21 protein-coding genes and 2 tRNA genes are annotated in these 23,062 nt (G+C 33.6%); 11 read left to right on the top strand and 12 right to left on the bottom strand.

Going from position 1 to position 23,062, the window contains the following annotated elements; translation table 11 throughout:
• Positions 1-44 precede the first annotated feature (44 nt).
• Entirely contained in the window at positions 45-1,325 is a 1,281-nt protein-coding gene (gene aceA / locus ABDW27_RS15905; protein ID WP_343696796.1) for an isocitrate lyase, read from the bottom strand.
• 201 nt (positions 1,326-1,526) lie between these two features.
• On the bottom strand, positions 1,527-3,128 hold the full coding sequence (gene aceB, locus ABDW27_RS15900) for a malate synthase A (RefSeq protein WP_343696795.1): 1,602 nt from the start codon (positions 3,126-3,128) through the stop codon (positions 1,527-1,529).
• 208 nt (positions 3,129-3,336) lie between these two features.
• On the opposite strand from aceB, the gene ABDW27_RS15895 reads away from it, so the two are divergent.
• Positions 3,337-4,818, top strand: coding sequence for an XRE family transcriptional regulator (locus tag ABDW27_RS15895; protein ID WP_343696794.1), 1,482 nt, complete (start codon positions 3,337-3,339; stop codon positions 4,816-4,818).
• Positions 4,819-4,824: 6 nt separating this feature from the next.
• Entirely contained in the window at positions 4,825-5,184 is a 360-nt protein-coding gene (locus ABDW27_RS15890; RefSeq protein WP_343696793.1) for a hypothetical protein, read from the top strand.
• Positions 5,185-5,340: 156 nt separating this feature from the next.
• Here the strand turns inward: ABDW27_RS15890 and ABDW27_RS15885 are convergent, their stop codons facing one another.
• Together ABDW27_RS15885 and ABDW27_RS15880 are read right to left on the bottom strand one after the other, a co-directional pair.
• Positions 5,341-8,961, bottom strand: coding sequence for a hypothetical protein (locus tag ABDW27_RS15885; RefSeq protein ID WP_343696792.1), 3,621 nt, complete (start codon positions 8,959-8,961; stop codon positions 5,341-5,343).
• A gap of 370 nt (positions 8,962-9,331) precedes the next feature.
• Positions 9,332-9,544, bottom strand: coding sequence for a hypothetical protein (locus ABDW27_RS15880; protein ID WP_343696791.1), 213 nt, complete (start codon positions 9,542-9,544; stop codon positions 9,332-9,334).
• Positions 9,545-9,635: 91 nt separating this feature from the next.
• Here ABDW27_RS15880 and ABDW27_RS15875 point away from each other — a divergent pair, with 91 nt between their 5' ends.
• From ABDW27_RS15875 to ABDW27_RS15855, 5 genes are all read left to right on the top strand, one after another.
• Positions 9,636-10,343 (top strand): S24 family peptidase, encoded by a 708-nt coding sequence (locus ABDW27_RS15875; protein WP_343696790.1) that lies wholly within the window; start codon positions 9,636-9,638, stop codon positions 10,341-10,343.
• Between the two features lie 434 nt (positions 10,344-10,777).
• Positions 10,778-11,752: an integrase core domain-containing protein gene (locus ABDW27_RS15870; protein WP_343695512.1), complete on the top strand. Its 975-nt coding sequence runs from the start codon at positions 10,778-10,780 to the stop codon at positions 11,750-11,752.
• 287 nt (positions 11,753-12,039) lie between these two features.
• Positions 12,040-12,756, top strand: a complete 717-nt coding sequence (locus ABDW27_RS15865) for a pirin family protein (RefSeq protein WP_343696789.1) — start codon at positions 12,040-12,042, stop codon at positions 12,754-12,756.
• 165 nt (positions 12,757-12,921) lie between these two features.
• Positions 12,922-13,152, top strand: a complete 231-nt coding sequence (locus ABDW27_RS15860; protein WP_091492853.1) for a (4Fe-4S)-binding protein — start codon at positions 12,922-12,924, stop codon at positions 13,150-13,152.
• Between the two features lie 285 nt (positions 13,153-13,437).
• Positions 13,438-13,971 carry a YceI family protein gene (locus ABDW27_RS15855; RefSeq protein ID WP_343696788.1) on the top strand — a complete coding sequence of 178 codons (534 nt, stop codon included), beginning with the start codon at positions 13,438-13,440 and terminating at the stop codon, positions 13,969-13,971.
• A 278-nt stretch (positions 13,972-14,249) separates the two neighbouring features.
• Here ABDW27_RS15855 and ABDW27_RS15850 read toward each other — a convergent pair whose 3' ends face one another.
• Positions 14,250-15,113: a helix-turn-helix domain-containing protein gene (locus ABDW27_RS15850; RefSeq protein WP_343696787.1), complete on the bottom strand. Its 864-nt coding sequence runs from the start codon at positions 15,111-15,113 to the stop codon at positions 14,250-14,252.
• A gap of 137 nt (positions 15,114-15,250) precedes the next feature.
• On the opposite strand from ABDW27_RS15850, the gene ABDW27_RS15845 reads away from it, so the two are divergent.
• A complete protein-coding gene (locus ABDW27_RS15845) occupies positions 15,251-15,613 on the top strand; it encodes a DUF983 domain-containing protein (RefSeq protein ID WP_343696786.1) in 363 nt (120 codons plus the stop codon).
• A 73-nt stretch (positions 15,614-15,686) separates the two neighbouring features.
• Positions 15,687-16,559, top strand: a complete 873-nt coding sequence (gene fabD / locus ABDW27_RS15840) for an ACP S-malonyltransferase (protein ID WP_294960105.1) — start codon at positions 15,687-15,689, stop codon at positions 16,557-16,559.
• 102 nt (positions 16,560-16,661) lie between these two features.
• Here fabD and ABDW27_RS15835 read toward each other — a convergent pair whose 3' ends face one another.
• The 4 genes from ABDW27_RS15835 to ABDW27_RS15820 form a co-directional block, all read right to left on the bottom strand.
• Positions 16,662-16,865 carry a hypothetical protein gene (locus tag ABDW27_RS15835; RefSeq protein WP_343696785.1) on the bottom strand — a complete coding sequence of 68 codons (204 nt, stop codon included), beginning with the start codon at positions 16,863-16,865 and terminating at the stop codon, positions 16,662-16,664.
• A 53-nt stretch (positions 16,866-16,918) separates the two neighbouring features.
• The gene (locus tag ABDW27_RS15830) at positions 16,919-17,824 is read right to left on the bottom strand and encodes an EamA family transporter (RefSeq protein ID WP_343696784.1); all 906 of its coding nucleotides are present in this window, start codon (positions 17,822-17,824) and stop codon (positions 16,919-16,921) included.
• 77 nt (positions 17,825-17,901) lie between these two features.
• A complete protein-coding gene (gene galE, locus ABDW27_RS15825; RefSeq protein ID WP_343696783.1) occupies positions 17,902-18,918 on the bottom strand; it encodes a UDP-glucose 4-epimerase GalE in 1,017 nt (338 codons plus the stop codon).
• 33 nt (positions 18,919-18,951) lie between these two features.
• Positions 18,952-20,085: a DegT/DnrJ/EryC1/StrS family aminotransferase gene (locus ABDW27_RS15820; protein ID WP_343696782.1), complete on the bottom strand. Its 1,134-nt coding sequence runs from the start codon at positions 20,083-20,085 to the stop codon at positions 18,952-18,954.
• Between the two features lie 134 nt (positions 20,086-20,219).
• Between ABDW27_RS15820 and ABDW27_RS15815 the strand changes: the two genes are divergently transcribed.
• Complete coding sequence (locus ABDW27_RS15815) at positions 20,220-21,449, top strand: glycosyltransferase N-terminal domain-containing protein (RefSeq protein ID WP_343696781.1); 1,230 nt, start codon at positions 20,220-20,222, stop codon at positions 21,447-21,449.
• Positions 21,450-21,795: 346 nt separating this feature from the next.
• Positions 21,796-22,020 carry a hypothetical protein gene (locus ABDW27_RS15810; RefSeq protein WP_232681552.1) on the top strand — a complete coding sequence of 75 codons (225 nt, stop codon included), beginning with the start codon at positions 21,796-21,798 and terminating at the stop codon, positions 22,018-22,020.
• Positions 22,021-22,225: 205 nt separating this feature from the next.
• Here ABDW27_RS15810 and ABDW27_RS15805 read toward each other — a convergent pair whose 3' ends face one another.
• From ABDW27_RS15805 to ABDW27_RS15795, 3 genes are all read right to left on the bottom strand, one after another.
• Entirely contained in the window at positions 22,226-22,606 is a 381-nt protein-coding gene (locus ABDW27_RS15805; protein WP_343696780.1) for a DUF1508 domain-containing protein, read from the bottom strand.
• 206 nt (positions 22,607-22,812) lie between these two features.
• Positions 22,813-22,898, bottom strand: a tRNA-Leu gene (locus tag ABDW27_RS15800).
• Positions 22,899-22,912: 14 nt separating this feature from the next.
• Positions 22,913-22,985 (bottom strand) — tRNA-Gly (locus tag ABDW27_RS15795).
• Positions 22,986-23,062: the final 77 nt, after the last annotated feature.

The following is a 23,062-nucleotide window of genomic DNA, read 5'->3' as shown; positions in this document are numbered from 1 at the left end:
TATAAAGCTTAACTTTCTTAATATCTTAATGGTAAAAAAAAGAATTAAAATTGCTCAACCTCTGTAGAATGTTCCATTGCCGTTATTGCTGATTTTCCTAGCATTACCGTATTTTGTACAGCATCGAAATAAGAAGTTCCCACAAAAGCTTGATGTTTTACAGCTCTGAATCCGTTTTTCTGTAAAGCAAATTCACGTTCCTGCAATTCAGAATAACCTGCCATTCCGCGCTCTTTGTAGGCTTTAGACAATTCAAACATACTTGTATTCAAAGCATGGAAACCTGCTAAAGTAATGAATTGAAAACTATATCCCATTTCGGCCAAATCTTCTCTAAACGTTTCCATTTCGGCAACTGATAATTTTGCTGCCCAATTAAAAGATGGCGAACAATTATATGCCAACATTTTGTCTGGAAATTCTTTTTTCATTGCTTTTGCAAACTTTCTCGCATAATCTAAATCGGGATTGCTGGTTTCCATCCAGATTAAATCGGCGTATGGTGCGTAGCTCAAACCTCTCGCAATTCCCTGCTCGATTCCGTTTTTTACATAAAAGAAACCTTCTGTCGTTTTTTCTCCAGTCAAAAATTTTCTATCTCTTGGGTCGGCATCGCTTGTTAGCAAATTAGCAGCATCGGCATCTGTTCTCGCAACAATTAAAGTTGAAACCCCCATAACATCTGAAGCCAAACGCGCTGCAATTAATTTGTTGATCGCTTCCTGAGTCGGAACCAAAACTTTTCCGCCCAAGTGCCCGCATTTTTTAGCAGAACTTAACTGATCTTCAAAATGAACTCCAGAAGCTCCGGCTTCAATCATAGATTTCATTAATTCGAAAGCATTTAGGTTTCCGCCAAAACCAGCTTCGGCGTCAGCCACAATCGGAACTAAATAATCTTTTTTATCTTCAATTTTATTTACAGTCTGAATCTGATCAGCACGCAATAAAGCGTTGTTTATCTTTTTTACCACCATCGGAACGCTGTTTACAGGATAAAGCGATTGGTCAGGATACATTTCTCCTGCCAGATTTGCATCAGCAGCAACCTGCCATCCGCTTAAATAAATTGCTTCTAAACCTGCATCGACTTCCTGAATCGCCTGATTTCCAGTCAACGCCCCCAAACCCGCAACATAATCCTGACTTTTTAACTTTCTCCATAATTTCTCCGCACCCATTTTGGCAATAGAATGCTCAATTTTATAAGACCCTTGAAGTGTTACTACTTCACTCGCAGTGTAAGGACGTTCAACACCTTTCCATCTCGGGTTCGTAATCCAATCGTTAATCAATTCCTGAATTCTGTCTTCTGTTGTTTTCATAAGTATAGTTTAAGTTAAAGTGGTTAGTAAAGTTTATAGTTTATAGTTTTCAGTCTCAGTTATCAGTTTTAACCGGACTTAAATAGTTTTAAGAAGATCTGCGTAAATCTTTTCGTTCTCATTTTATCTGCCTGATCTGCTAAATCTGCGTGAAAAAATTATTCGCCCGAAGATTTAGCAGATCAAGCAGATTTTTTTTTCTTATAAATATTTATAGCAAGGAATCGTTAAGAAATCCACAAAATGCAGATTTACAACCAATCTTTCCAGCAATTTTTCGGCTAATGGAAACTGCTGTTTTTCATGATTTTCTTCTCCTAATTCTTCCTTGATTTTTCTGAATTCATCTAAAGCCAATTCATGATAATACGCCAAATCTAATTTTCGTCCATTATCCAAAACCACTTTATTCTGAAGCCATTGCCACAATTGCGATCTTGAAATTTCGGCAGTTGCAGCATCTTCCATCAAATTATGAAGCGCTGCTGCGCCTTGTCCGTTCAACCATGAAGCCAGATATAAAACCGCTACATTGATGTTTTTTCGAACACCGTTTTCTGTGATTAAACCAATTGGCGGTTCAATCAAATCGGCTTCTGTGATTCTTCGATGTTCTCTTTTAATATGAATTTGATTTGGCGTTGGCATTCCTTTATCAAAAATCTCTTTTGCTATTGCTACTAAATCCGGATGCGCTACCCAGGTTCCGTCGTGACCATTTCGAACTTCACGCTCTTTATCGGTTTTCACTTTCGCGAAAGCGATGGCATTAGCTTCTTCATTATTCTTAATCGGAATTTGAGCTGCCATTCCGCCAATCGCATGAATTCCTCTTTTATGACATCTCTGAATTACCAGATTTGAATACGCATTCATAAAAGGCGAAGTCATATTTACCTGATCGCGATCCGGAACAATGAATTTTGGATTTTTTCTAAACTTTTTAATGTAAGAGAAAATATAATCCCAACGTCCGCAGTTCAAGCCCACGATATGTTCTTTCAATTCATAAATGATTTCATCCAGCTGAAAACTTGCTGTTATGGTTTCAATTAAAACAGTCACTTTTATGGTTCCTCGTTTCAGATTTAGATAATCTTCTGTAAAATCAATTACAGTATTCCACCATCTTGCTTCCAGATAATGTTCCAATTTCGGAATGTAGAAATACGGCCCGGAATTGTTTTCCAAAAGTCTTTTATGATTATGAAAAACATATAATCCAAAATCTACCAAAGAACCCGAAACTTCATTTCCTTCAATTAAAACATGTTTTTCAGGAAGATGCAAACCTCTCGGACGCACAATCAGCGTTGCGATTTTTTCGTTCAAATGATAGGATTTCTGCTTCACCAAATCCGTAAACGTGATGGTTTTATTAACGGCATCAATCAAATTCATTTGTCCGTCCATCAGGTTTTGCCAGGTTGGCGAAGTGCTGTCTTCAAAATCGGCCATAAAAGTTTTTGCTCCAGAATTTAACGCGTTGATAATCATTTTGCGATCTACTGGCCCAGTAATTTCTACTCTTCGGTCTAATAAATCTTTCGGAATTTCTCCAACTGTCCAATTACCTTCTCTGATGCTTTTGGTTTCTGGAATAAAAACCGGCATAATTCCCTGATCAAAAGTGACTTGTTTCTGTTCTCTTTGTAAAAGCAGTAATTTTCTTTGCGATTCGAATTTTTTATGCAATTCGATAATAAACGCAGTGGCTTCTTCTGTCCAGATTTTTGGATAAGCAAGCTTTTTGTCGGCCAGGAATTCTATAGCCATTTCAGTGATTTCTAATTGGTTTTTCATAGCTGCAGATTTTAATTTTTTATTTACAAAACAGATTTTCTGTTATCATTTTCATTTCGTTAAAAACACATCAATCATAACTAATTCATAATTAATAAGTTTCAACGATACAATGTTATAAAAAAGTTTTTTACAAAACAAGCGAACGTTCGCTAAATTTTAAAAATATTTTTTTGGCGATTATTTTTAGATTACTTACATTTGGATTATGGATATTGAAAAAGACTATATAAAGCTGATTTTTGGGCTAAAAATGAAACAAGTTCGTACGCAAAAAAGCTTGTCTCTTTTTGGTTTGGCCAAACTGACTAATCTTTCAAAATCGTATTTAAACGAGATTGAAAAAGGAAAAAAATACCCCAAAGCGGATAAAATTTTGCTTTTATGCAAGCATCTGGACGTGACTTACGACCAAATGGTGTCCTTAAAACTCGATAACAACCTCGCTCCGATTGGCGAAATCCTGAAATCCGGAATTTTAAAAGAGATTCCGTTAGAGCTTTTCGGGATTCAGGAAGCGGATTTAATTGATATTATTGCCAATGCTCCAGCCAAAGTCAATGCGTTTATTAGTACAATAATAGAAATTGCACAGCATTATAATTTAAGCCGAGAAAGTTTCTTTTTGGCGGCTTTGCGTTCGTATCAGGAAGCGCACAGCAATTATTTTGAAGATTTAGAAGAAAAAGTAATTTCGTTTTCGAAGTCATTTCAGATTAATCTGGATTCTAAAATTAGTATTGAAGAATTAGAAGATATTCTAAAAGAAGAATACGAATATAAAATTGAAGAAATTGCTTTTACAGATCAGGAAGCTTTAGATGATTTGCGTTCGATTTATGTTCCGAAAAGCAAGACTTTATTGCTTTCTACAGAACTCGATGCTCCGCAAAAAGCTTTTATTTTAGCCAAAGAAATTGCTTATAATTATTTAAAAATATCCGATCGTTTGCTGACTTTCAGCTGGATTAAGTTTGAAAATTTCGATCAGGTTTTACATAATTTTTACGCTTCTTATTTTGCGGGCGCTTTGTTATTGCCGAGAAAATTAGTGGTTGATAAAATCAATTTATTTTTAGAAAATGAAAATCCGAAACCGGAGGAATTTGTTCAGTTAATTGAAAGTTTTGAAGTTTCGCCTGAATCATTTTATCAGCGATTGACTAATTTATTACCAAAAGATTTTCAGCTGAAAAATTTATTCTTTTTAAGATTGTCGCACAAAATCGGTTCTGATTTTTATCAGATAAATAAAGAATTACACATTACGCATCAGCAGGAACCGCACGCCAACGAAACGAACGAACATTATTGCAGAAGATGGGTTTCGGTAAAAACAATCGACGAAGCTATTAAACAAAATAAATCTCATTTTTTTGATGCTCAAATTTCGAGCTACGCCAATAGTGGGAACGAATATTTGGTTTTTTCATCGGCTACAAAAGATCCTTTTGCAGAAAATTATATTAGAAGTATATCTGTTGGAATTTTAATTAATCCAACAATGAAAAAGAAATTCAAATTCATTGACGGAAAACCTTTGGTGAAACGAATTGTTGGTGTAACTTGTGAAACTTGTGCCGTAAAAGATTGTTTGGAAAGAAGCGCTCCGCCGACAGTTTTGGAGAAAGAGAAACGTCATGAAAATACCGATGCTGTTGTGCAGCAGTTTATAAATCAATACAGTTAAACGATTATGAAATATTTTGCTTTACTAATAACCTTGTTTTTTATCAATTTCAACCAAAAAACTGAAAAACTTACTGGCCGTTATAATTATTTAATTGAAGAAGATAATGTTTATATCCAAAAAGATAAAATTACTTTTAATGATAGTGTCTTCAAATTTGACAACAAGTATTTACCAAAAGGAAAAATCTCTTATGGAAATGAAATACTATTGGATAATTTTATCAATATTGACTTGATTATAAGTATTCCGAAAGATCAGATTAAAAAAGATACTATTGATTTTTTTATTCATAATAAACAAAGTCCTGTTTCTAATTATCTTGATGTAGTTACCGGAAAAGGGAAATTGGTTAGGATTAAATAATTTTCATTTAGTTCTCTCCCTTTTGTCTAAATGACAATATTGTCGAGTTTGATTGTATAATTTGTAAATACAACAACTTTACAATCATTAATAATAACAAAAAAGAGGAAACATATTGTTTCCTCTTTTTTGTTATTATTAATGATTATTGCGATACTACAATTCGTTTTGTTTAATATTATACCATCTATTAACATCTCCTCTATTTGTTATAACTATTGTTGTACCCGTTTTTTGAATATCAAAGTCAAACTGAGTTGCACCTCCATCACCTGAGCAGCCTGTAACACCCGAAACTGACTTTATAGCTAAAGAATTTCCATTTGCATCAAGAACCGCAGCTTTATAAAGTATATCTCTTGCCTGCCCGCCTGCGAATGAAATTACATTATTTGAAGTAACTAAATTTGCTATAGCCGTTCTTCCACAGTTATTACCCACTGTTACCGTAAACATTGCAGTGTCTGCCGAAAAATCTAAAGTAATTGTTTTAGACTCACCTGGAGCAATATTTCCTGTAGAGTATAAAGCTCTTCTTGGTAATGGTTGTGGCGTTTTTTTAACTACACCATCTGCACCAACAATCAAAGCTGACTCTGTACCAAGTGAACTTGTTGCTAAACCTTCAAGTTTTAATGGGTCTGCAGCAGCTTTAACATGTAAAGCGTTACTTGCTGCTGTTCCACCAAGTCCTATCCCCACATTACCAGTCGTTTCAGCAATAGTAAATGCATTTTGGCCTTTAGAACTATTGTAAATACCAAATGATCCATTGCTTTTATACAAACCAAAATAATTTGTATTTGATGTTGTTCTATCTAATATTTGCGCTTCGTTTTTAATATAAGCATTATTTATATTTTGAATATTTTTGCTAGACATATCCAAATTTTGTGTAGCAATATGGTTACCTAAGTTATCACCAGCTCCAATAGACGCTGCAGATTTCCATACCACATTACCATTAGCATCTGCTGATGTTGCAATATATCCTGCAGCAGGAGCTACACCATCTGTACCTTTTGAAATTGCCGCCCCAGTCAAAGTTGTTTTTCCTGATGTTTCATCAATTGCTAAATCATTTTTACCCGTTCCTTGATTCCAAATTCCAAATACACCATCTTTTTTCCATAAGCTTGTATATTTAGTATTTGTAGTTGTAACATCATTAATTTTCAACTGGTAATCAACACTAGCAGTAGCAATTTTGTTAATATTTTTACTTGCCATATCAAGATCCTTAGTCGCAGTATGGTTTCCTAAGTTATCACCAATACTTGATGCTGCAATTTTATGCACATTTCCACTTGCATCACTTGTCAAAATTGATTCTGACGCAGTCCCTGCTGGAAGATTATTTACAGTCAAAGTGCTTGAAAGAGTTAAAGGACCGTTTATCCAAACATTATTATTTTCATTAAACGTCATTAAATCTAGGTTTTTTGAACTATTCCAAAGTTTAAAAATTCCGTTTGATTTGTAAAAATTAAATGTATTTGTATTAGCAGCATCTGATCTATCAGCAAATGTCGCTTCAGATTTAATTCTGGCTACATTAATATTGTTAATATTTTTACTTGACATATCAAGATCCTGAGTCGCAGTATGGTTTCCTAAATTATCACCTTTTGCCGTAATAGTTGCAGGGTCTGTCCAAGTAAGATTTCCAGAAGCATCAGAAACTGCTACTTTTCCTGCACCAGCACCTGTTGTAATTTGTGCAGCAGGAGTTGTTGTTTTTGTTGTAGCTGTAATATTTGCTCCAGTTACTGTTCCTGTTGCTGTTACATTAGTCGCTCCAGTAATATTTTTTGAACTCATTACTAAATCCTGAGTTGCAGTATGATTTCCTAAATTATCCCCTTTTGTTGTAATAGTTGTAGGATCAGTCCATGTTACATTACCTGCAGCATCAGAAACTGCTACTTTTCCTAAACCAGCACCCGTTGTAATTTGTGCAGCCGGAGTTGTTGTTTTTGTTGTAGCTGTAATATTTGCTCCAGTTACTGTTCCAGTTGCTGTTACATTTGCAGCATTTGCAATATTTTTACCACTCATAGCTAAATCCTGAGTCGCAGTATGATTTCCTAAGTTATCACCAGCTCCTAAAGAAGCAGCAGATTTCCAAACCACATTACCATTAGCATCTGCTGATGTTGCAACATAACCTGCCGCCGGAGCTACACCATCTGTACCTTTTGAGATTGCCGCTGTAGATAATGTGGTTTTATCTGTAGCCTCATCAATCATTAATGGATTTGTACTCTTTGAACTATTCCAAATTTTAAAGACTCCATTATCTTTATAAAGACCAAAATATTTAGTATTTGATGTAGTTCTATCTAATATTTGAGCATCATTCTTAACGTAGATATTATTAACATTATTAATGTTTTTAGTGCTCATATCAAGATCCTGAGTAGCAGTATGATTTCCTAAGTTATCACCTTTTGCTGTAATAGTTGTAGGATCTGTCCATGTTACATTACCTGCAGCATCAGAAACTGCTACTTTTCCTAAACCTGCACCTGTTGTAATTTGTGCAGCCGGAGTTGTTGTTTTTGTTGTAGCTGTAATATTTGCTCCAGTTACTGTTCCAGTTGCTGTTACATTTGCAGCATTTGCAATATTTTTACCACTCATAGCTAAATCCTGAGTCGCAGTATGATTACCTAAATTATCGCCAGCTCCTAAAGAAGCTGCAGATTTCCAAACCACATTACCATTAGCATCTGCTGATGTTGCAACATATCCTGCCGCCGGAGCTACTCCGTCTGTACCCGCATTAATTGCCAGATTGTTAACAGTTGTCTTTCTAGTACTTTCATTTATAGATAAGTCTATTGTTGATTTTGAACTATTAAAGATTTGTAAATTACCATTATACTTATCTAATCCAAAATAACTTGTGTTACCTGTTCCTCTATCTGCTATTTCTACTTCAGTTTTGACAAAGGCACTATTGATATTATTAATATTTTTACCTGACATATCAAGGTTTTGAGTCGCAGTATGATTTCCTAAGTTATCACCTTTTGCCGTAATAGTTGCAGGATCAGTCCAGGTAAGATTTCCAGAAGCATCAGAAACTGCTACTTTTCCTAAACCAGCACCCGTTGTAATTTGAGCAGCCGGAGTTGTTGTTTTTGTAGTAGCAGTAACGTTTGCCCCAGTAATTGTTCCCGTTGCTGTTATATTTGCTGCATTTGCAATATTTTTACCACTCATGGCTAAATCCTGAGTTGCTGTATGATTTCCTAAGTTATCACCAGGAGTAACAAAAGAAGCCCTTGTAACCCATTTTAAAACACCATTTGCATCAGCAACCAAAACATTATCGGCAGTAGAACCTGCCTGTAAACCCTGTACAGACAAAGTATTTGCCGCTGTGGTTGTAATCACTGATGATTTTAAAAGTGCGCCTCCTAACTGAACTTTACCGTTAGTTGCTGTTAATCCGTTATCGGCAGCAATCAAAGCATTTACAGATGTATCATCACATAAACTTACCCAGCGTGTTTTGTTCCAATACTCGACACAGCCTGTTGTTTTATTATAAATCGTAAGTCCTGAACCTTTGTCATTTCCTTGTACAGCAAAAGCATCACGCTCTGCAGTCGACATTTGAGGCAGTCTAAGCCCGCCTTTGTTAAGCAACTCTAAAACCGAGAAAGCTTCAGGCTCTTTTTTGCCCCCAATAGTCATCTGGGCATGCATATTTACCGAAAATAATATGGCAAAAAATGCAAGCCATACACAAAATAAATTTTTCTTCATTTTTAATCCTTTAAATTGGTTTTTTTTTATAAATTTGTAATCCTTCACTTGTTATTTTATATAAAAAAACAACAAGAATTCCTGACGAAAAGCGTTAGAGCTATTCGCATGTATATATTGTGGTGGTGGTATTTAAAAAATAAGCGGTATCGAAATATTATTTCAATATATAACTTGTAAGAAACTGTAATCTCAGTTTCTCTATTAGATTATCAGATAATCTTGAGGTATTATCTGTATTTTGTTAATCTATGCTTATCTGGTGTGGTATTTAAAAAATGTAAAAAAGATGTTTATAAAAATTTACAAGCTTATATGGTATTTTAATGCTGCAAAATCTATAACAACTTTGCTTTCTTCGGCTGTGTACTTATAGTGTTTTCTGAACCAGATTCATAATTAAATCCTTGTTTGCTTTCTCCATTGTTTCATAATCTCTTTTTATACTATCCGGCGTTATACCGTGAACGGTTCCACTTACGCTTTTGCGTATATAATATTTTGAAACACCGTATTTTAAAAACAAAGCTTCTAAAATAATCGAATCATAGGATTTGTAGATTTTTGTCTTACTTTTATCCATTGCGTGGTTTCTTTTAAAAATTGAGGCAAAGATATAAACAAGTTTATAACTGAGCAACGAAAATGTAACATTTCCTACAATTTTAACACAAATGACTGAGTTACAAAGAATTAAAATAGCTCTAAAAGCACTGATAAGTCTGGGCACCGCGAAGAATCAAGAGGAAGTTGGAAAACTCTTAGGATACACAAATAAATCTTCATTTTCACAAGTTATTAACGGTTTAGTTAACCTTCCTGTTGATTTTATTGACCGATTATGCAGCTTAAATTCTATGATTAATAAAAATTGGATCAAAAACGGAACCGGAAACGTATTAAAAAACACCCACAATACTAACCAAGTTTATACTGAGGAAATTTTCTCCAACAAAACAATTACTAATAAAAATAACGATCACTTAACAAAACAAAACCTGTTTCTGTTATCTGCCGACGCTATGATTGAGTACAATTCCGGAAATAAAGAAATTATAGAACACAATGCTACAAAATTTTTGATTCCCACTTTTAAAGGATCTGATTATTTAATTACCGTAATTGGAAGTTCCATGTATCCCAAATATAACAATGGAGATATCGTAGCCTGCAAGCATTTATCAATAAACACTTTCTTTCAGTGGAACAAAGTGTATGTTGTAAATACCGAGCAGGGTATTTTGGTAAAACGTATCTGTAAATCTGAAAATGATGATTTTGTAAAGATAGTAAGCGACAATAAAGATTATGAACCTTTTGAATTAGCTAAATCTGATATTCTTTCTATTGCGATCGTTACCGGCGTTATCAGATTAGAATAAAAAAATTTGACTTTATTTTAGTTTCTTTCAAAAATGTAAACAAGTTTATGTTTTTAAATTTTCTAGATTTTTAACTTAAACATGCAGCACAAGGATTTGTTAACAATTTAATGTCTTTGAGAGGAACGAAGCCTAGCGCACTAAGAAATTATATTTTTATAATTGCAAATCTTTGAGGAGTTTCTTGCGCAGATATTTTTAAGTATAGTTTGTCATCTCGACGAACGAGAAATCTGCGCAAGTAGCTCGACATAGATTGAGTTTTTTTTTTGAGGAATTGGTTTGCGGAGTTTCTTGCGCAGATCTCTCCTTCGTCGAGATGACAAGATTGTGAGGATGACAAGATTATAAGAATTGTTAAACACATAGTTTGTCATTTCTGTAAAGGTTAGATATTTCGGTAACAAAATTTACCTTTAATAAATTTTGTTGCGATGAGAAATAACAGTCAGGATTCAACATTAGAGAGAAACTATTTAGAGAAGTATCGTTTTTTAATAAAAGAATATGAGCAAGTAAAAAACAAGACTCATCCGTTGCATAAAAAGGCGATGGATTTTTACAAGGCAAATGACACCTGCAGAAAAAGCTTCTTAAAGTATTATAACCGTTATAAGCAGAGCGGTAAGTCTTTGGATCTGCTTCCTCAGAAGCGTGGTCCAAAATACAAGACAAGACGTCCTCTGCCATTTATAGAACGAAAAGTAATTGAATTAAGGGAAAAAGGAAACAACAAATATGAAATTGTTAGTATCTTAAAGCCAAAATTAGGAAAAAACACACCTTCATATTCAGGAGTTTATAATATTTTAAAGCGTAATAAAATAAACAGGTTAACTCCGAAGATTAAAAAGAATCATCAAAAAATAATCAAGGAAAGAATGGGACAGCTTGGTCATATTGATTGTCATCACTTAAGCAAAAGCATCATAAAAGGAGAAAATCGAAAATTGTACTTAGTATGTATAATTGACGACTACAGCCGGATTGCCTGGGCAGAATTAATCCCAGACATCACTAGTTTAACGGTTATGTTTGCGTCATTAAAATGCTTAAACATCTTAAGCGATCATTATGAGATAAAATTTGAAGAGATTTTATCTGACAATGGACCTGAATTTGGAATCAAAACCAGCCAGCAGAAATATAACCATCCTTTTGAGAGAATGCTTATGGAATTGGGAATTGTTCACAGACATACAAAACCTTATAGACCACAGACAAACGGGAAGGTCGAACGCTTCTGGCGAACTCTTGAAGATGATCTGCTCAGAGAAACTGATTTTGATTCTTTGGAAGAACTAAAAGAAGAATTATTGCAATATTTATATTACTATAATCACGAAAGGCCACATCAGGGAATTGATGGAAAAAAGCCAATCGAAATGATAAATCCGTTACCGAAATAAGTGACTTTTACAGAGATGACAAACTATATAGCTTTTAAACGCCAAAAGAACCTTACCAAAAAATTAGAACCTTTGCCCCTTTGAGCCTTTGATCCTTAAAAAAAACCTTAGTATCTTAGAACCTCAGAACCTTCAAAAAAAAACCTTAGAACCTCTGCCCCTTTGTACCTTTGATCCTTCAAAAAACCTCAGAACCTTCAAAAAAAACCTTTCTTAATCTACATTAAGTGTGTTTCATTGACCTTGTTGGTATCTTTGTACTATAAAAATAACAAAAGGTCAAAATCATGGAAAATATAGTATTGCACAAAGCAGAATCAAGAGGAAATGCAAATCACGGATGGCTAAACGCTTATCATAGTTTTAGTTTTGCCAGCTGGTACAATCCGGACAGAATTCAGTTTGGAGCGCTTCGTGTTTTGAACGATGATACGATTGCTGCGGGAATGGGATTTGGAACTCACCCTCATGATAATATGGAAATTATTACGATTCCGCTTGAAGGTGATTTGGCTCATAAAGACAGTATGGGAAATACTGAAATCATCAAAAATGGAGATATTCAGGTAATGAGCGCCGGAACTGGTGTTCAACACAGCGAGTTTAATCCAAATGCTGATCAGCAGACTAAATTATTGCAGATTTGGTTGTTTCCAAATAAAAGAAATGTTACACCGCGTTACCAACAAATCACTTTGGATGTTGCTGACAGACATAACAAATTGTCTCAGATTTTATCTCCAAATGCAGATGATGAAGGAGTTTGGATTCATCAGGACGCCTGGTTCAATATGGGTAATTTCGATGCCGGAGTTACTGCTGAATATAAAATCAAAAAAGAAGGAAACGGAGTTTATGCTTTCGTTTTAAAAGGAAATGTTACTATAAACGGTCAGGAATTAAACAATCGTGACGCTGTTGGAATTTCTGGAACTGATACTTTAAATATTAAAGCAAACTCTGATGCTGAATTTTTATTGATGGATATTCCGATGCATTATTAATTCAGACAAAAAACAATTAATACCTGTACTTTGAAACGATAATAAATCTGAAAATCAGATTATTATCGTTTCTTTTTTTATCCATTTCAAAAAAGAAAGACTAACTTTATAAATAAGAAAATTGGTCTGACTTTAAAATTAAATTCATCCTTAAAATTTTAAACCATGAATCCAAATAACCTCACTAAAGAATATACAAACGGCGAAGTAACAATTGTATGGCAATCTGGAAAATGCATTCATTCTGCCAATTGTGTCAAAAATAATCCGGACGTTTTTCGCCCAAAAGAAAAACCATGGATTACACCGGAACATTCTACAACTGAAAAAATAATTTCTACTGTTAATAAATGTCCATCAGGAGCATTGACATTTTATATGAATAATAAAAGCTAAGCTTTACGCATTAAGTTTTTTTGCCACAGATTAAAAGGATTAAAGTGATTTTTTTATTCGCCACAAATTGCACAAATTTTCACAAATTTTGATTCAATTTATTTCGTGGAAATTCGTGTAATTCGTGGCAATATATTTTTTTTAATCATTTTAATCTGTGGCAAAAAAAAAATACATTTTTTATTTCTTAATCTAGGTTAAGTGCTTCAGGACAACTCTCACCGTAACTTTGTCCTATCAAAATGAAACAAATTAATTATTTAAAAATATTTAAAAAATAAAATTATGGCAACTACAAAATGGTCAATTGACCCAACTCACTCAGAAATTGGTTTTAAAGTAAAACACATGATGTTTACTAATGTTTCAGGAAAATTTGGAACTTATGATGCTTCTGCAATCACAGAAGGAGACAGTTTTGATAATGCAGATTTCAGTTTTTCTGCTGATATCGCTTCAATCGACACTGCAAACGCAGATCGTGACGGACATTTAAGAAGCGGTGATTTCTTTGACGCTGAGAATCATCCAAAATTAACTTTCAAATCTTCTGCTTTCAAAAAAATTAATGATGGTGAATTTGAATTAACTGGAGATTTAAACATTAAAGGTGTTTCAAAAACAGTAAAATTCCCGGTTGAATTTAGCGGAATCATGACTGATCCTTGGGGAAATACAAAAGTAGGTTTAAGCATAGAAGGAAAAATTAATCGTAAAGATTGGGGTTTAAACTGGAATTCTGCTCTTGAAACTGGAGGCGTTTTAGTGGGTGAAGAAGTTCGTTTGAACATTGAATTACAATTTGTAAAACAAGCCTAATCAGGTTTTAGATTTAATTGGTTGGTTATTGAAACCCTGCGTGAGGACGCAGGGTTTTGTTTTTTTTCTGCCACGACCCAAGCGATAGCGAACAGACGAAGTAATTGACGAATTTATTTCACGCAGATTCAAAGTGATTTTAGCAGATTTGCGCAAATTTAATTTTATAATCTGCTTAAATCTGAAATCTGCGTGAAACTAAAAAAATAGCCACAGATTAAAAAGATTTTCACAGATTTAAAATCCAAATAATCCTTTTAATCTGTGGCTAAAAAAAATCAACGTACTGTGTTTCTAAATTCTGTTGGCGACATTCCCGTTTGTTTTTTAAAGAATCTGGAGAAATACGAATAATCTTCGTAGCCGACTTTGAAGGCCACTTCATTTACGGCTAATTGTTTGTCGATCAGCATTCTTTTAATTTCCAGAATCACTCGATCTGTGATAACTTCTGTTGCGGTTTTTTGGAGAATTTCATTGCAGATTCTGTTTAAATGTTTCAGCGTAATATTTAATTTTTCGGCATAGAAAGATGGCAGTTTTTGGGTTCTGAAATATTCTTCTAAAAGCGATTCAAACTTATTGATTTTGATATTATACGAGTGTGCCTGATGCGAATAGGTTTCGCTGTATTTTCTCGAAACTTCTATATGAATACAGTCTAGTAAATTCAGTAATTTATCTAACTGAAATTTATTATCCTTGCTATTTTCCTGAATCAGCAAATTGAAATAGGGTAGAATTTTTGGAATTTCAGCTTCCTCAAAAACCATTTCCGGCCGGTTATGAATAGAATGGTAAAAATTATAATCGTTAATCTTTTTCTGTCCGAAATACAAATTATACAATTCCTGCGAAAAGATGATCACAAAACCTTCAACATCTTCAGACAAACTCCAGTGATGCATCTGTCCGGGCTGAAGCACAAACAGACTTCCTCTTTTAATTTCAAATTGATCAAAATCGACTTCGTGTTTTCCTGAACCTTTCGTAAAAAACACCATTAAATAAGAGTCATGACGATGTGGTTCTTCGACAAAACTGTGGCTTTTTAAATGCTCTTTAAAAGTATTCACATAAAAGTCACGATGAATATCGTTACAGCTAAAATTCTGAACACTATAAATTGGATATTTTTTCATTTTGGAATTTGGAATTTGGGATTTATCATTTAAAATTTTAATCAAAATGTCTTTATTGTGCTATAAGTAGCGAAGATACTAAAAAGGCTTTTACACTACTACAAATTAACTTTGTATAAACAAAAATCAACAATATCATGTCAAGCGCATTAACTCATATTTTAAAAAACGAATGTCCTGTTTGTCATAAAGGAAAAGTTTTTACAGACAAAAATATTTTTCTAAATTTCAGTTTTCCAAAAATGAATGAATACTGCAGTCACTGCCATTATAAATTCCAAAAAGAGCCTGGTTATTTCTTTGGCGCCATGTACGTAAACTATGGATTAACAGTAGCTCAGGGAATTGCAACGTATTGTATTGCACAGTTTTTCTTCGAAACAAATTTCGATCTCCGAATCCTTCCTATCATTGCTGTTGTTATTACTTTACTTACTCCTTTTAATCTCCGTTTTTCAAGATTAGCATGGATTTATATGTTTAAGGATTATACGAGCTAAAAAAATAGTACTTTTGCCTTCCAATTGAAACTAATTTTCAATTTTAAAAAAAAGTAAAAATTAAATTAGACAAATGAAAGCATACGTATTTCCGGGTCAGGGTGCGCAATTCACAGGAATGGGCAAAGACTTATATGAAAATTCGGCTTTAGCCAAAGAATTATTCGAAAAAGCAAATGAAATTCTAGGTTTCAGAATTACAGATATTATGTTTGAAGGCACTGCCGAAGAACTAAAAGAAACTAAAGTTACACAGCCAGCAGTATTTTTACACTCTGTTATTTTAGCTAAAACTTTAGAAGATTTCAAACCGGAAATGGTTGCAGGACATTCTTTAGGAGAATTCTCTGCTTTGGTTGCTAACGGAACTTTATCTTTTGAAGATGGTTTAAAATTAGTTTCTCAGCGTGCTTTGGCAATGCAAAAAGCCTGCGAAATCACTCCATCTACAATGGCTGCTGTTTTAGGTTTAGCTGATAATGTTGTTGAGGAAGTTTGTGCTTCTATCGACGGTGTTGTAGTAGCTGCCAACTATAACTGCCCTGGACAATTAGTAATTTCCGGTGAAACTACTGCTGTTGAAAAAGCTTGTGAAGCTATGAAAGCTGCAGGAGCAAAACGTGCTTTGATTTTACCTGTTGGAGGTGCTTTTCACTCGCCTATGATGGAACCAGCAAGAGAAGAATTGGCTGCAGCAATTGAAGCAACTACTTTCTCTGCTCCAATTTGTCCAGTATATCAAAATGTTACTGCAAATGCAGTTTCTGATGCTAATGAAATTAAAAAGAACTTAATCATTCAATTAACTGCTCCTGTAAAATGGACTCAGTCTGTACAGCAAATGATCGCTGACGGTGCTACTTTGTTTACTGAAGTTGGCCCAGGAAAAGTTTTAACTGGTTTGATTAATAAAATTGATAAAGAAGCTGCTGTTGCTAATGCTTAATCGTAGAGGCGCATCGCAGTGCGTCTTTCGTATCTAAATCACATAAAAAATCCTCATAGACTTTAATTGGTTTATGAGGATTTTTTATTTAATATTTTATTTTTAAGATTTATTCTTCCAAGGATAAGCTTTTATTCTTTTCGACATTTCCATTTTAAATTCTTCAGGAGTCAATCCTTTAGCAAATTCAGCATCAAAATCAAAGGTTTCACGATCTATACCTTTAAATTTTGGTTTTTGAATTTCGTATTCTACACTTGGCTCTTCAACCTTATTATTCTTTTTATTTTCTTTATCCGAATTCATTATTCCTACAGTTTTAATTCTTACAAATTTACAAAAATAAAATGGATCAAAATTTATACAGTTTCCTTTTCCTTCTTTTTGTAGTTAATAATAAAAACTCCCAAAATAATCAGGATCGTTGCAATTATAAAATCAATGGTAATTTTTTCATCTAAAATCAACCAGCCAAAAAAGACCGCAATTATCGTGTTGATATAAGCCAAAATAGAAACCTGAACCGGAGTAACATGTTTCAACGCATAATTATAACTGAAGAAAGCAATTACAGAACCAAAAATTGACAAATATAATGCTGCTAAAATACTTTTAGCGCTCCATAAATTCACATCAATAGTTGGCGAAAAAATAAATGCCAAAACAATCTGAATACACGAAGCCATTGTAAACTGATAAAATAAATTAAGAACTATATTTTTAGATTTATTGCCATGAATTTTGGTATAAATTGTTCCGGCAGCCCATGCGGAAATCGCAAACCCCATAAACATCATTCCGATTCTGTAATCGGCATCTAAAAAAGATCCCAGTCCATCTTTAAATATAAAAACGACTCCAGAAAATCCTATTATAACTCCAACAAATCCTCTTAAGCTTGGTTTTTGCAGTTTAAACAAAATACTACCCAGAAAAATAAGTATAGGAGACATCGCACTGATTACCGAAGCGAGTCCGCTTGGCACAGTCTGTTCTGCAACGGTTGTAAAACCATTTGCCACTACAATCATCAAAACAGAAGGAACAAGCTGATGTTTTAAATTTTCCCAGCCAATCCATTTCAATTCTTTTTTGAATAATAAAATAATCATCATGATCATTCCCGCAAGACCTTGACGGATTGAAGTTACAAACCAAGGCGGAATAGTTTCAACCGCAACTCTAATTCCTAAAAATGTTGTACCCCAGATAATTCCAACAGCCGCTAATGCAAATATTAATTTATAATCTAAACTTTGTTTCATGATAATCAATAGCTAAAAAAAATCCCAAACTATATTACTATAATCTGGGATCTTAAAATTTATAATTTTATTAAAAATTACTTATTCCTTACTTTTTGTTCCCATTTCCAAGCACTTGCCATTGCTTCGTCCAGACTTAATTCAGCCTTCCATCCTAAGACATTATTTGCCTTATCTGTATTTGCGTAAGCTTCTGTAATATCTCCTTCACGACGAGGCATCATTTTGTATGGCAATTTTTTATCGCTTACTTTTTCAAAACTATGAATGACTTCAAGAACTGAACTTCCTTTTCCTGTTCCTAAATTGAAGGTTTCTACTTTTGTTAAATTCTTTTTATTTAACAAACGCTGTAAAGCAATAACGTGTGCTTTTGCTAAATCTACAACATGTATATAATCACGAACAGCCGTTCCGTCTGGCGTTGGATAATCATTTCCAAAAACCGATAATTCCTGACGTAATCCTACTCCCGTTTGTGTAATAAACGGAACTAAATTTTGAGGAACGCCCAACGGTAATTCACCAATCTCTACAGATTCGTGCGCTCCCACCGGATTAAAGTAGCGCAATAAAATAGCACTGATATTGGTAACTTTAGCTGTATCTGTAATAATTTCTTCTCCAATTTGCTTTGTGTTTCCATAAGGAGACATGGCAGTTTGAACCGGAGCATCTTCTGTAATTGGCATTTTTTCGGCCTGACCGTAAACCGTGCAAGAAGAGCTGAAAATAAAACTTGCTTCAGGTTTTTGCTGCAATTCCTGTAAAAGATAAACTAAACTGCTAATGTTGTTTTCATAGTACAACAATGGCTGTTCAACACTTTCACCAACAGCTTTTGAAGCTGCAAAATGAATAACTCCAGTAACATCATTATGTTTTTTAAAGAAATCCCGAACGGCACTTTTTTCTCTTAAATCAATTTTTTCGAATAAAGGCGTTTTTCCTGTAATGGCTGTAATTCCTTTTAAAACATCTTCTGAAGAATTGGAAAGATTATCAATTATCACCACTTCGAAGCCTTCATTTTGCAATTCGACTACGGTGTGAGAACCGATAAACCCTAATCCTCCTGTTACTAATACTTTCATTTATTTGGTTGTTTTGTGGTTATTTTGGCTTTATTATTTATTCAAAAATTCTAAAACAGAATCTGTAATAAATTTAATCTGTTCATCGTCAAGTTCAGTATGCATTGGCAAAGCAATTACTTCCTGCACTAATTGGTTTGTAACCGGAAATTGCTCTTCTTTATAACGCGGATCTAAATATGCTTTTTGAGAATGTAGTGGAATTGGATAGTAAATCGCACATGGAATTCCTTTATCCAATAAATGCTGCATTAAAGCATTTCTATCTGCATCTAAAATTCTCAATACATATTGATGAAAAACGTGATCATTTTCGTTTGCATCAAATTCCGGAGTAATAATATGTTTACTTCCGGCAAAAGCCGCATTGTATTTTGTTGCCGCTAGTCGACGCGCTTTATTGTATTCATCCAACAAAGGTAATTTTGCATTTAAAACTCCAGCCTGAATACTATCTAAACGTGAATTTACACCTACAACATCATGGTGGTAACGCTCATACATTCCGTGATTTACAATTCCGCGGATAACGTGTGCTAATTTATCATCGTTTGTAAAAATGGCTCCACCATCTCCATAACAACCTAAGTTTTTAGAAGGGAAGAATGATGTAGCCGCAACGTGACCAATTGTTCCCACTTTCACTTTTGATCCTGATTTAGAAACATAATCAGCTCCAATTGCCTGTGCATTATCTTCAATTACATACAAATTATGCTCGGCAGCGATTTCCATAATGGCATCCATGTTTGCAGCACGTCCGAATAAATGAACCGGAACAATCGCTTTTGTTTTAGGCGTAATTGCTTTTTTAACAGCATCAATATCAATGTTCATATTGTGCAAATCAACATCTACTAATACCGGAGTTAACTGTAACAAAGCAATAACCTCAACAGTAGCAGCAAAAGTAAAATCAGCCGTGATAACCTCATCGCCCGGTTTTAAATCTAATCCCATCATAGCAATTTGAAGTGCGTCTGTTCCGTTTGCACAAGGAATAACATGTTTTGCCCCTAAATAATCTTCAAGATTTTTTTGAAATTGATGAACTAAAGGTCCATTGATATAAGTATTAGTATCTAAAACTTCCTGAATCGAAGCATCAACAGTACTTTTTATTTTTTCATATTGACTTTTTAAGTCAACCATTTGTATTTTTTTCATTTTTTGATAATGTTTAAACTAAAGACGCTGTTTTCAACAGAAATCTCTAAAAGGAGGAACAAAAATAGTTATTAATAGCTTCAAACCAATGAAAATAGTCCAAAGAAATGTAATTTAGCTGCAAAAATTATTACATGCTTTTTTTATACAATTTAACTATACACATCGCAGGATTTTTCTTAAGAATCATAGCGCTATTTAGTCCGAAAATTAAGCTTTTTGTTGAAGGCCGAAAAAATGTTTTTTCAACTTTAGAAGAAAAAATAAAACCGGGAGACAAAACAATTTGGTTTCATTCTGCATCTCTGGGCGAATATGAGCAAGGACTTCCGGTAATTGAAAAAATTAAAGAAAAATATCCTTCACATAAAATCATTGTAACTTTTTTTTCTCCTTCGGGATATGAAATCCGCAAAAACAACACAGTTGCCGATGTTACCATTTATCTGCCTTTAGACACCAAAAACAATGCAAAAAAGTTTTTAAAATTAGCTCATCCTGAATTTGCTTTTTTTATTAAATATGAGTTTTGGCTTAACTATTTAAAAGAACTTGAAAAAAGCAAAACTCCTACTTATTTAATTTCAGGAATTTTTAGAGACAGCCAGATGTTTTTTAAATGGTACGGAGGTTTTTATAGAAAAGCATTAAAAGCTTTTACTTATTTTTTTGTTCAAAACGAAAGTTCGAAACAAAAAATCGAAGCTATCGGATTTAAAAACGTAATTGTATCCGGAGATACTCGTTTTGACAGAGTTGCAGCTATTTTAGAAAGAGATAATACACTTGATTATATTGAAAATTTTAAAGATGGCAAGCAAGCCATTGTTATTGGAAGCTCGTGGCCAAAAGACGAAATTTTAATTGCTGAATACATAAATCAGGCTCCAGAGAATGTGAAGTTTATAATTGCTCCGCATAATATAAAAGCAGACCAAATAGCCAGTTTAAAATCGCAGATCGCAAAACCAACTATTCTATTTTCTGAAAAAGAAAATAAAGATCTATCTCATTATAATGTTTTTATAATTGACACAATTGGGCTTTTGACCAAAATTTATAGTTACGGAACGGTTGCTTATGTTGGAGGAGGTTTTGGAAATCCCGGAATTCACAATATTCTGGAACCTGCAACATTCGGAATTCCAATTGTGATAGGCCCTAATTACTCCAAATTTTCCGAAGCGGTTTCTCTTGTTGAACTCGGAGGCTGTATTTCAATTGCCACTAATTCTGAATTAAAAGAAATTCTGGATCGTTTACTAAATGACGAAAACTTTTTAACAGAAAAGAGCGCTATCTGCAGATCTTTTATTCAAAATAACAAAGGAGCTACAAATACAATTTTAAAAGTTGTTTCGTAACCCATATTGGGCTAAATCATTATTTTGAGTCGTAAATATTGTCTCAACTGATAATTGTTTGTTTTTTTTACTCGATTTCATCTTTGATATAATCCTTAAAAAGCAAAATAAACTGCAATGAGATAAACAAAACAGCCAATTCATACGCAGAATATGCAACAAAAAATTATTTATACAAAACATTAGATAATTTAAGATAATTTTATAATTTTGGCATATTCTTTGATAAATAAGATAAACGTGAGCAAGGAAAATATTTTAAAAAAAAAGTGAAAAAATATTTTACGTATTAAAAAATTTATATCTTTGCCACGAATTAATAATTAACCTTTTATAATAAAGTAAGATGAAAAAAGTATTTTTAAGTTTAGCTGTTGTTGCTGTTTTAACTGTTGTATCTTGTAAAAAAGCTGACGCTGCAGCTACTGAAACTGTAGATTCTACTGCTGTTGCTGTTGATTCTGCTGCTGCTGTAGTTGATTCTGCTGCTACAACTGTTGACTCTGCTGCTGCAAAAGTTGACTCTGCTGCTACTAAAGTAGAAGAAGCTGCTAAAGAAGTAAAAAAATAATTAGAACCTAAATTCTAAAGATTTTAAAACCATCGAGATCGATGGTTTTTTTTATGCTTAAAATTTAGGAAATTCCAATATTTTCAAATTCCAAATTCCAACAAATCCAACTTCCCTGCAAAGCCTAATAGAAGTTTAAAAAAAATCCAACAACACATAACGCATTATTGGAATTTGGAATTTAAAAATATTGGAGTTTTTTTTTTTAATCTTCAACCTCTTCTTCAACAGAAACCTCCTCATCTTCAAAAATCAATTCATTTGATGAGAAATCCAGAATTTCCGCTTTTGAAGCATAAGTAACTATTTCCTTTATCCCTTTTTGCAAAAGCAATTCTGTTGTGTATTTTCGACTTGTTGCGAAATGAAGATCACCCAGCATCAATTTAAAAAAATACTTTCCTCCAGAGCCTTTAAATTTTAAAAATTTAGCAAGTTCAATTGTCTTCTTGAATTTTTCAATATCCTCTTCACACTCAAACCTCAATTCATAACTTAAACTTGTAAAAATCACTTTCCCTTTTCTGGAAGTAAACACAAACTTATATTCATCATTAAATCGCCTGCTAATTACAAAAGCACCCATATTTTGATTGTTGATTTTAGATTTTGGATTTTAGATTGTTGGTTTTAAATTTTAGATTTTAGATTGTTGATTTTAGATCATTAATTATCGATTACTAATCATTAATTGCTCCAGAACAAAACCTCAGACCCTTAGAATCTCAGCACCTTAGTACCTTTTAAAGAATTTACAAACAAAAAAAGCCTCTTCAAAAGAAGAGGCTTTAGTACTCAGAGCGGGACTTGAACCCGCACGAACATTGCTGTTCACTGGATTTTAAGTCCAGCGTGTCTACCAATTTCACCATCCGAGCATTGTATGGTTTTGAGCGAAAAACGGGGCTCGAACTCGCGACCTCGACCTTGGCAAGGTCGCGCTCTACCAACTGAGCTATTTTCGCATTTTCAAATTCTGTTTAAGAACCGCAACACCTGATTTGTTTCGTATTGCGAGTGCAAATTTAGGACATTTATTCAA

Source organism: Flavobacterium sp. (assembly GCF_039595935.1).
Lineage (GTDB): Bacteria > Bacteroidota > Bacteroidia > Flavobacteriales > Flavobacteriaceae > Flavobacterium.
The sequence above is the reverse complement of the archived record's forward strand: the minus strand, read 5'-3'. Positions and strand labels throughout refer to the sequence as shown.

Excerpts from the sequence above, each read along its gene's own strand:
- aceA (WP_343696796.1), bottom strand. The coding sequence starts at position 1,325 with ATGAAAACAACAGAAGACAGAATTCAGGAATTGATTAACGATTGGATT.
- aceB (WP_343696795.1), bottom strand. The coding sequence starts at position 3,128 with ATGAAAAACCAATTAGAAATCACTGAAATGGCTATAGAATTCCTGGCC.
- ABDW27_RS15895 (WP_343696794.1), top strand. The coding sequence starts at position 3,337 with ATGGATATTGAAAAAGACTATATAAAGCTGATTTTTGGGCTAAAAATG.
- ABDW27_RS15890 (WP_343696793.1), top strand. The coding sequence starts at position 4,825 with ATGAAATATTTTGCTTTACTAATAACCTTGTTTTTTATCAATTTCAAC.
- ABDW27_RS15885 (WP_343696792.1), bottom strand. The coding sequence starts at position 8,961 with ATGAAGAAAAATTTATTTTGTGTATGGCTTGCATTTTTTGCCATATTA.
- ABDW27_RS15880 (WP_343696791.1), bottom strand. The coding sequence starts at position 9,544 with ATGGATAAAAGTAAGACAAAAATCTACAAATCCTATGATTCGATTATT.
- ABDW27_RS15875 (WP_343696790.1), top strand. The coding sequence starts at position 9,636 with ATGACTGAGTTACAAAGAATTAAAATAGCTCTAAAAGCACTGATAAGT.
- ABDW27_RS15870 (WP_343695512.1), top strand. The coding sequence starts at position 10,778 with ATGAGAAATAACAGTCAGGATTCAACATTAGAGAGAAACTATTTAGAG.
- ABDW27_RS15865 (WP_343696789.1), top strand. The coding sequence starts at position 12,040 with ATGGAAAATATAGTATTGCACAAAGCAGAATCAAGAGGAAATGCAAAT.
- ABDW27_RS15860 (WP_091492853.1), top strand. The coding sequence starts at position 12,922 with ATGAATCCAAATAACCTCACTAAAGAATATACAAACGGCGAAGTAACA.
- ABDW27_RS15855 (WP_343696788.1), top strand. The coding sequence starts at position 13,438 with ATGGCAACTACAAAATGGTCAATTGACCCAACTCACTCAGAAATTGGT.
- ABDW27_RS15850 (WP_343696787.1), bottom strand. The coding sequence starts at position 15,113 with ATGAAAAAATATCCAATTTATAGTGTTCAGAATTTTAGCTGTAACGAT.
- ABDW27_RS15845 (WP_343696786.1), top strand. The coding sequence starts at position 15,251 with ATGTCAAGCGCATTAACTCATATTTTAAAAAACGAATGTCCTGTTTGT.
- fabD (WP_294960105.1), top strand. The coding sequence starts at position 15,687 with ATGAAAGCATACGTATTTCCGGGTCAGGGTGCGCAATTCACAGGAATG.
- ABDW27_RS15835 (WP_343696785.1), bottom strand. The coding sequence starts at position 16,865 with ATGAATTCGGATAAAGAAAATAAAAAGAATAATAAGGTTGAAGAGCCA.
- ABDW27_RS15830 (WP_343696784.1), bottom strand. The coding sequence starts at position 17,824 with ATGAAACAAAGTTTAGATTATAAATTAATATTTGCATTAGCGGCTGTT.
- galE (WP_343696783.1), bottom strand. The coding sequence starts at position 18,918 with ATGAAAGTATTAGTAACAGGAGGATTAGGGTTTATCGGTTCTCACACC.
- ABDW27_RS15820 (WP_343696782.1), bottom strand. The coding sequence starts at position 20,085 with ATGAAAAAAATACAAATGGTTGACTTAAAAAGTCAATATGAAAAAATA.
- ABDW27_RS15815 (WP_343696781.1), top strand. The coding sequence starts at position 20,220 with ATGCTTTTTTTATACAATTTAACTATACACATCGCAGGATTTTTCTTA.
- ABDW27_RS15810 (WP_232681552.1), top strand. The coding sequence starts at position 21,796 with ATGAAAAAAGTATTTTTAAGTTTAGCTGTTGTTGCTGTTTTAACTGTT.
- ABDW27_RS15805 (WP_343696780.1), bottom strand. The coding sequence starts at position 22,606 with ATGGGTGCTTTTGTAATTAGCAGGCGATTTAATGATGAATATAAGTTT.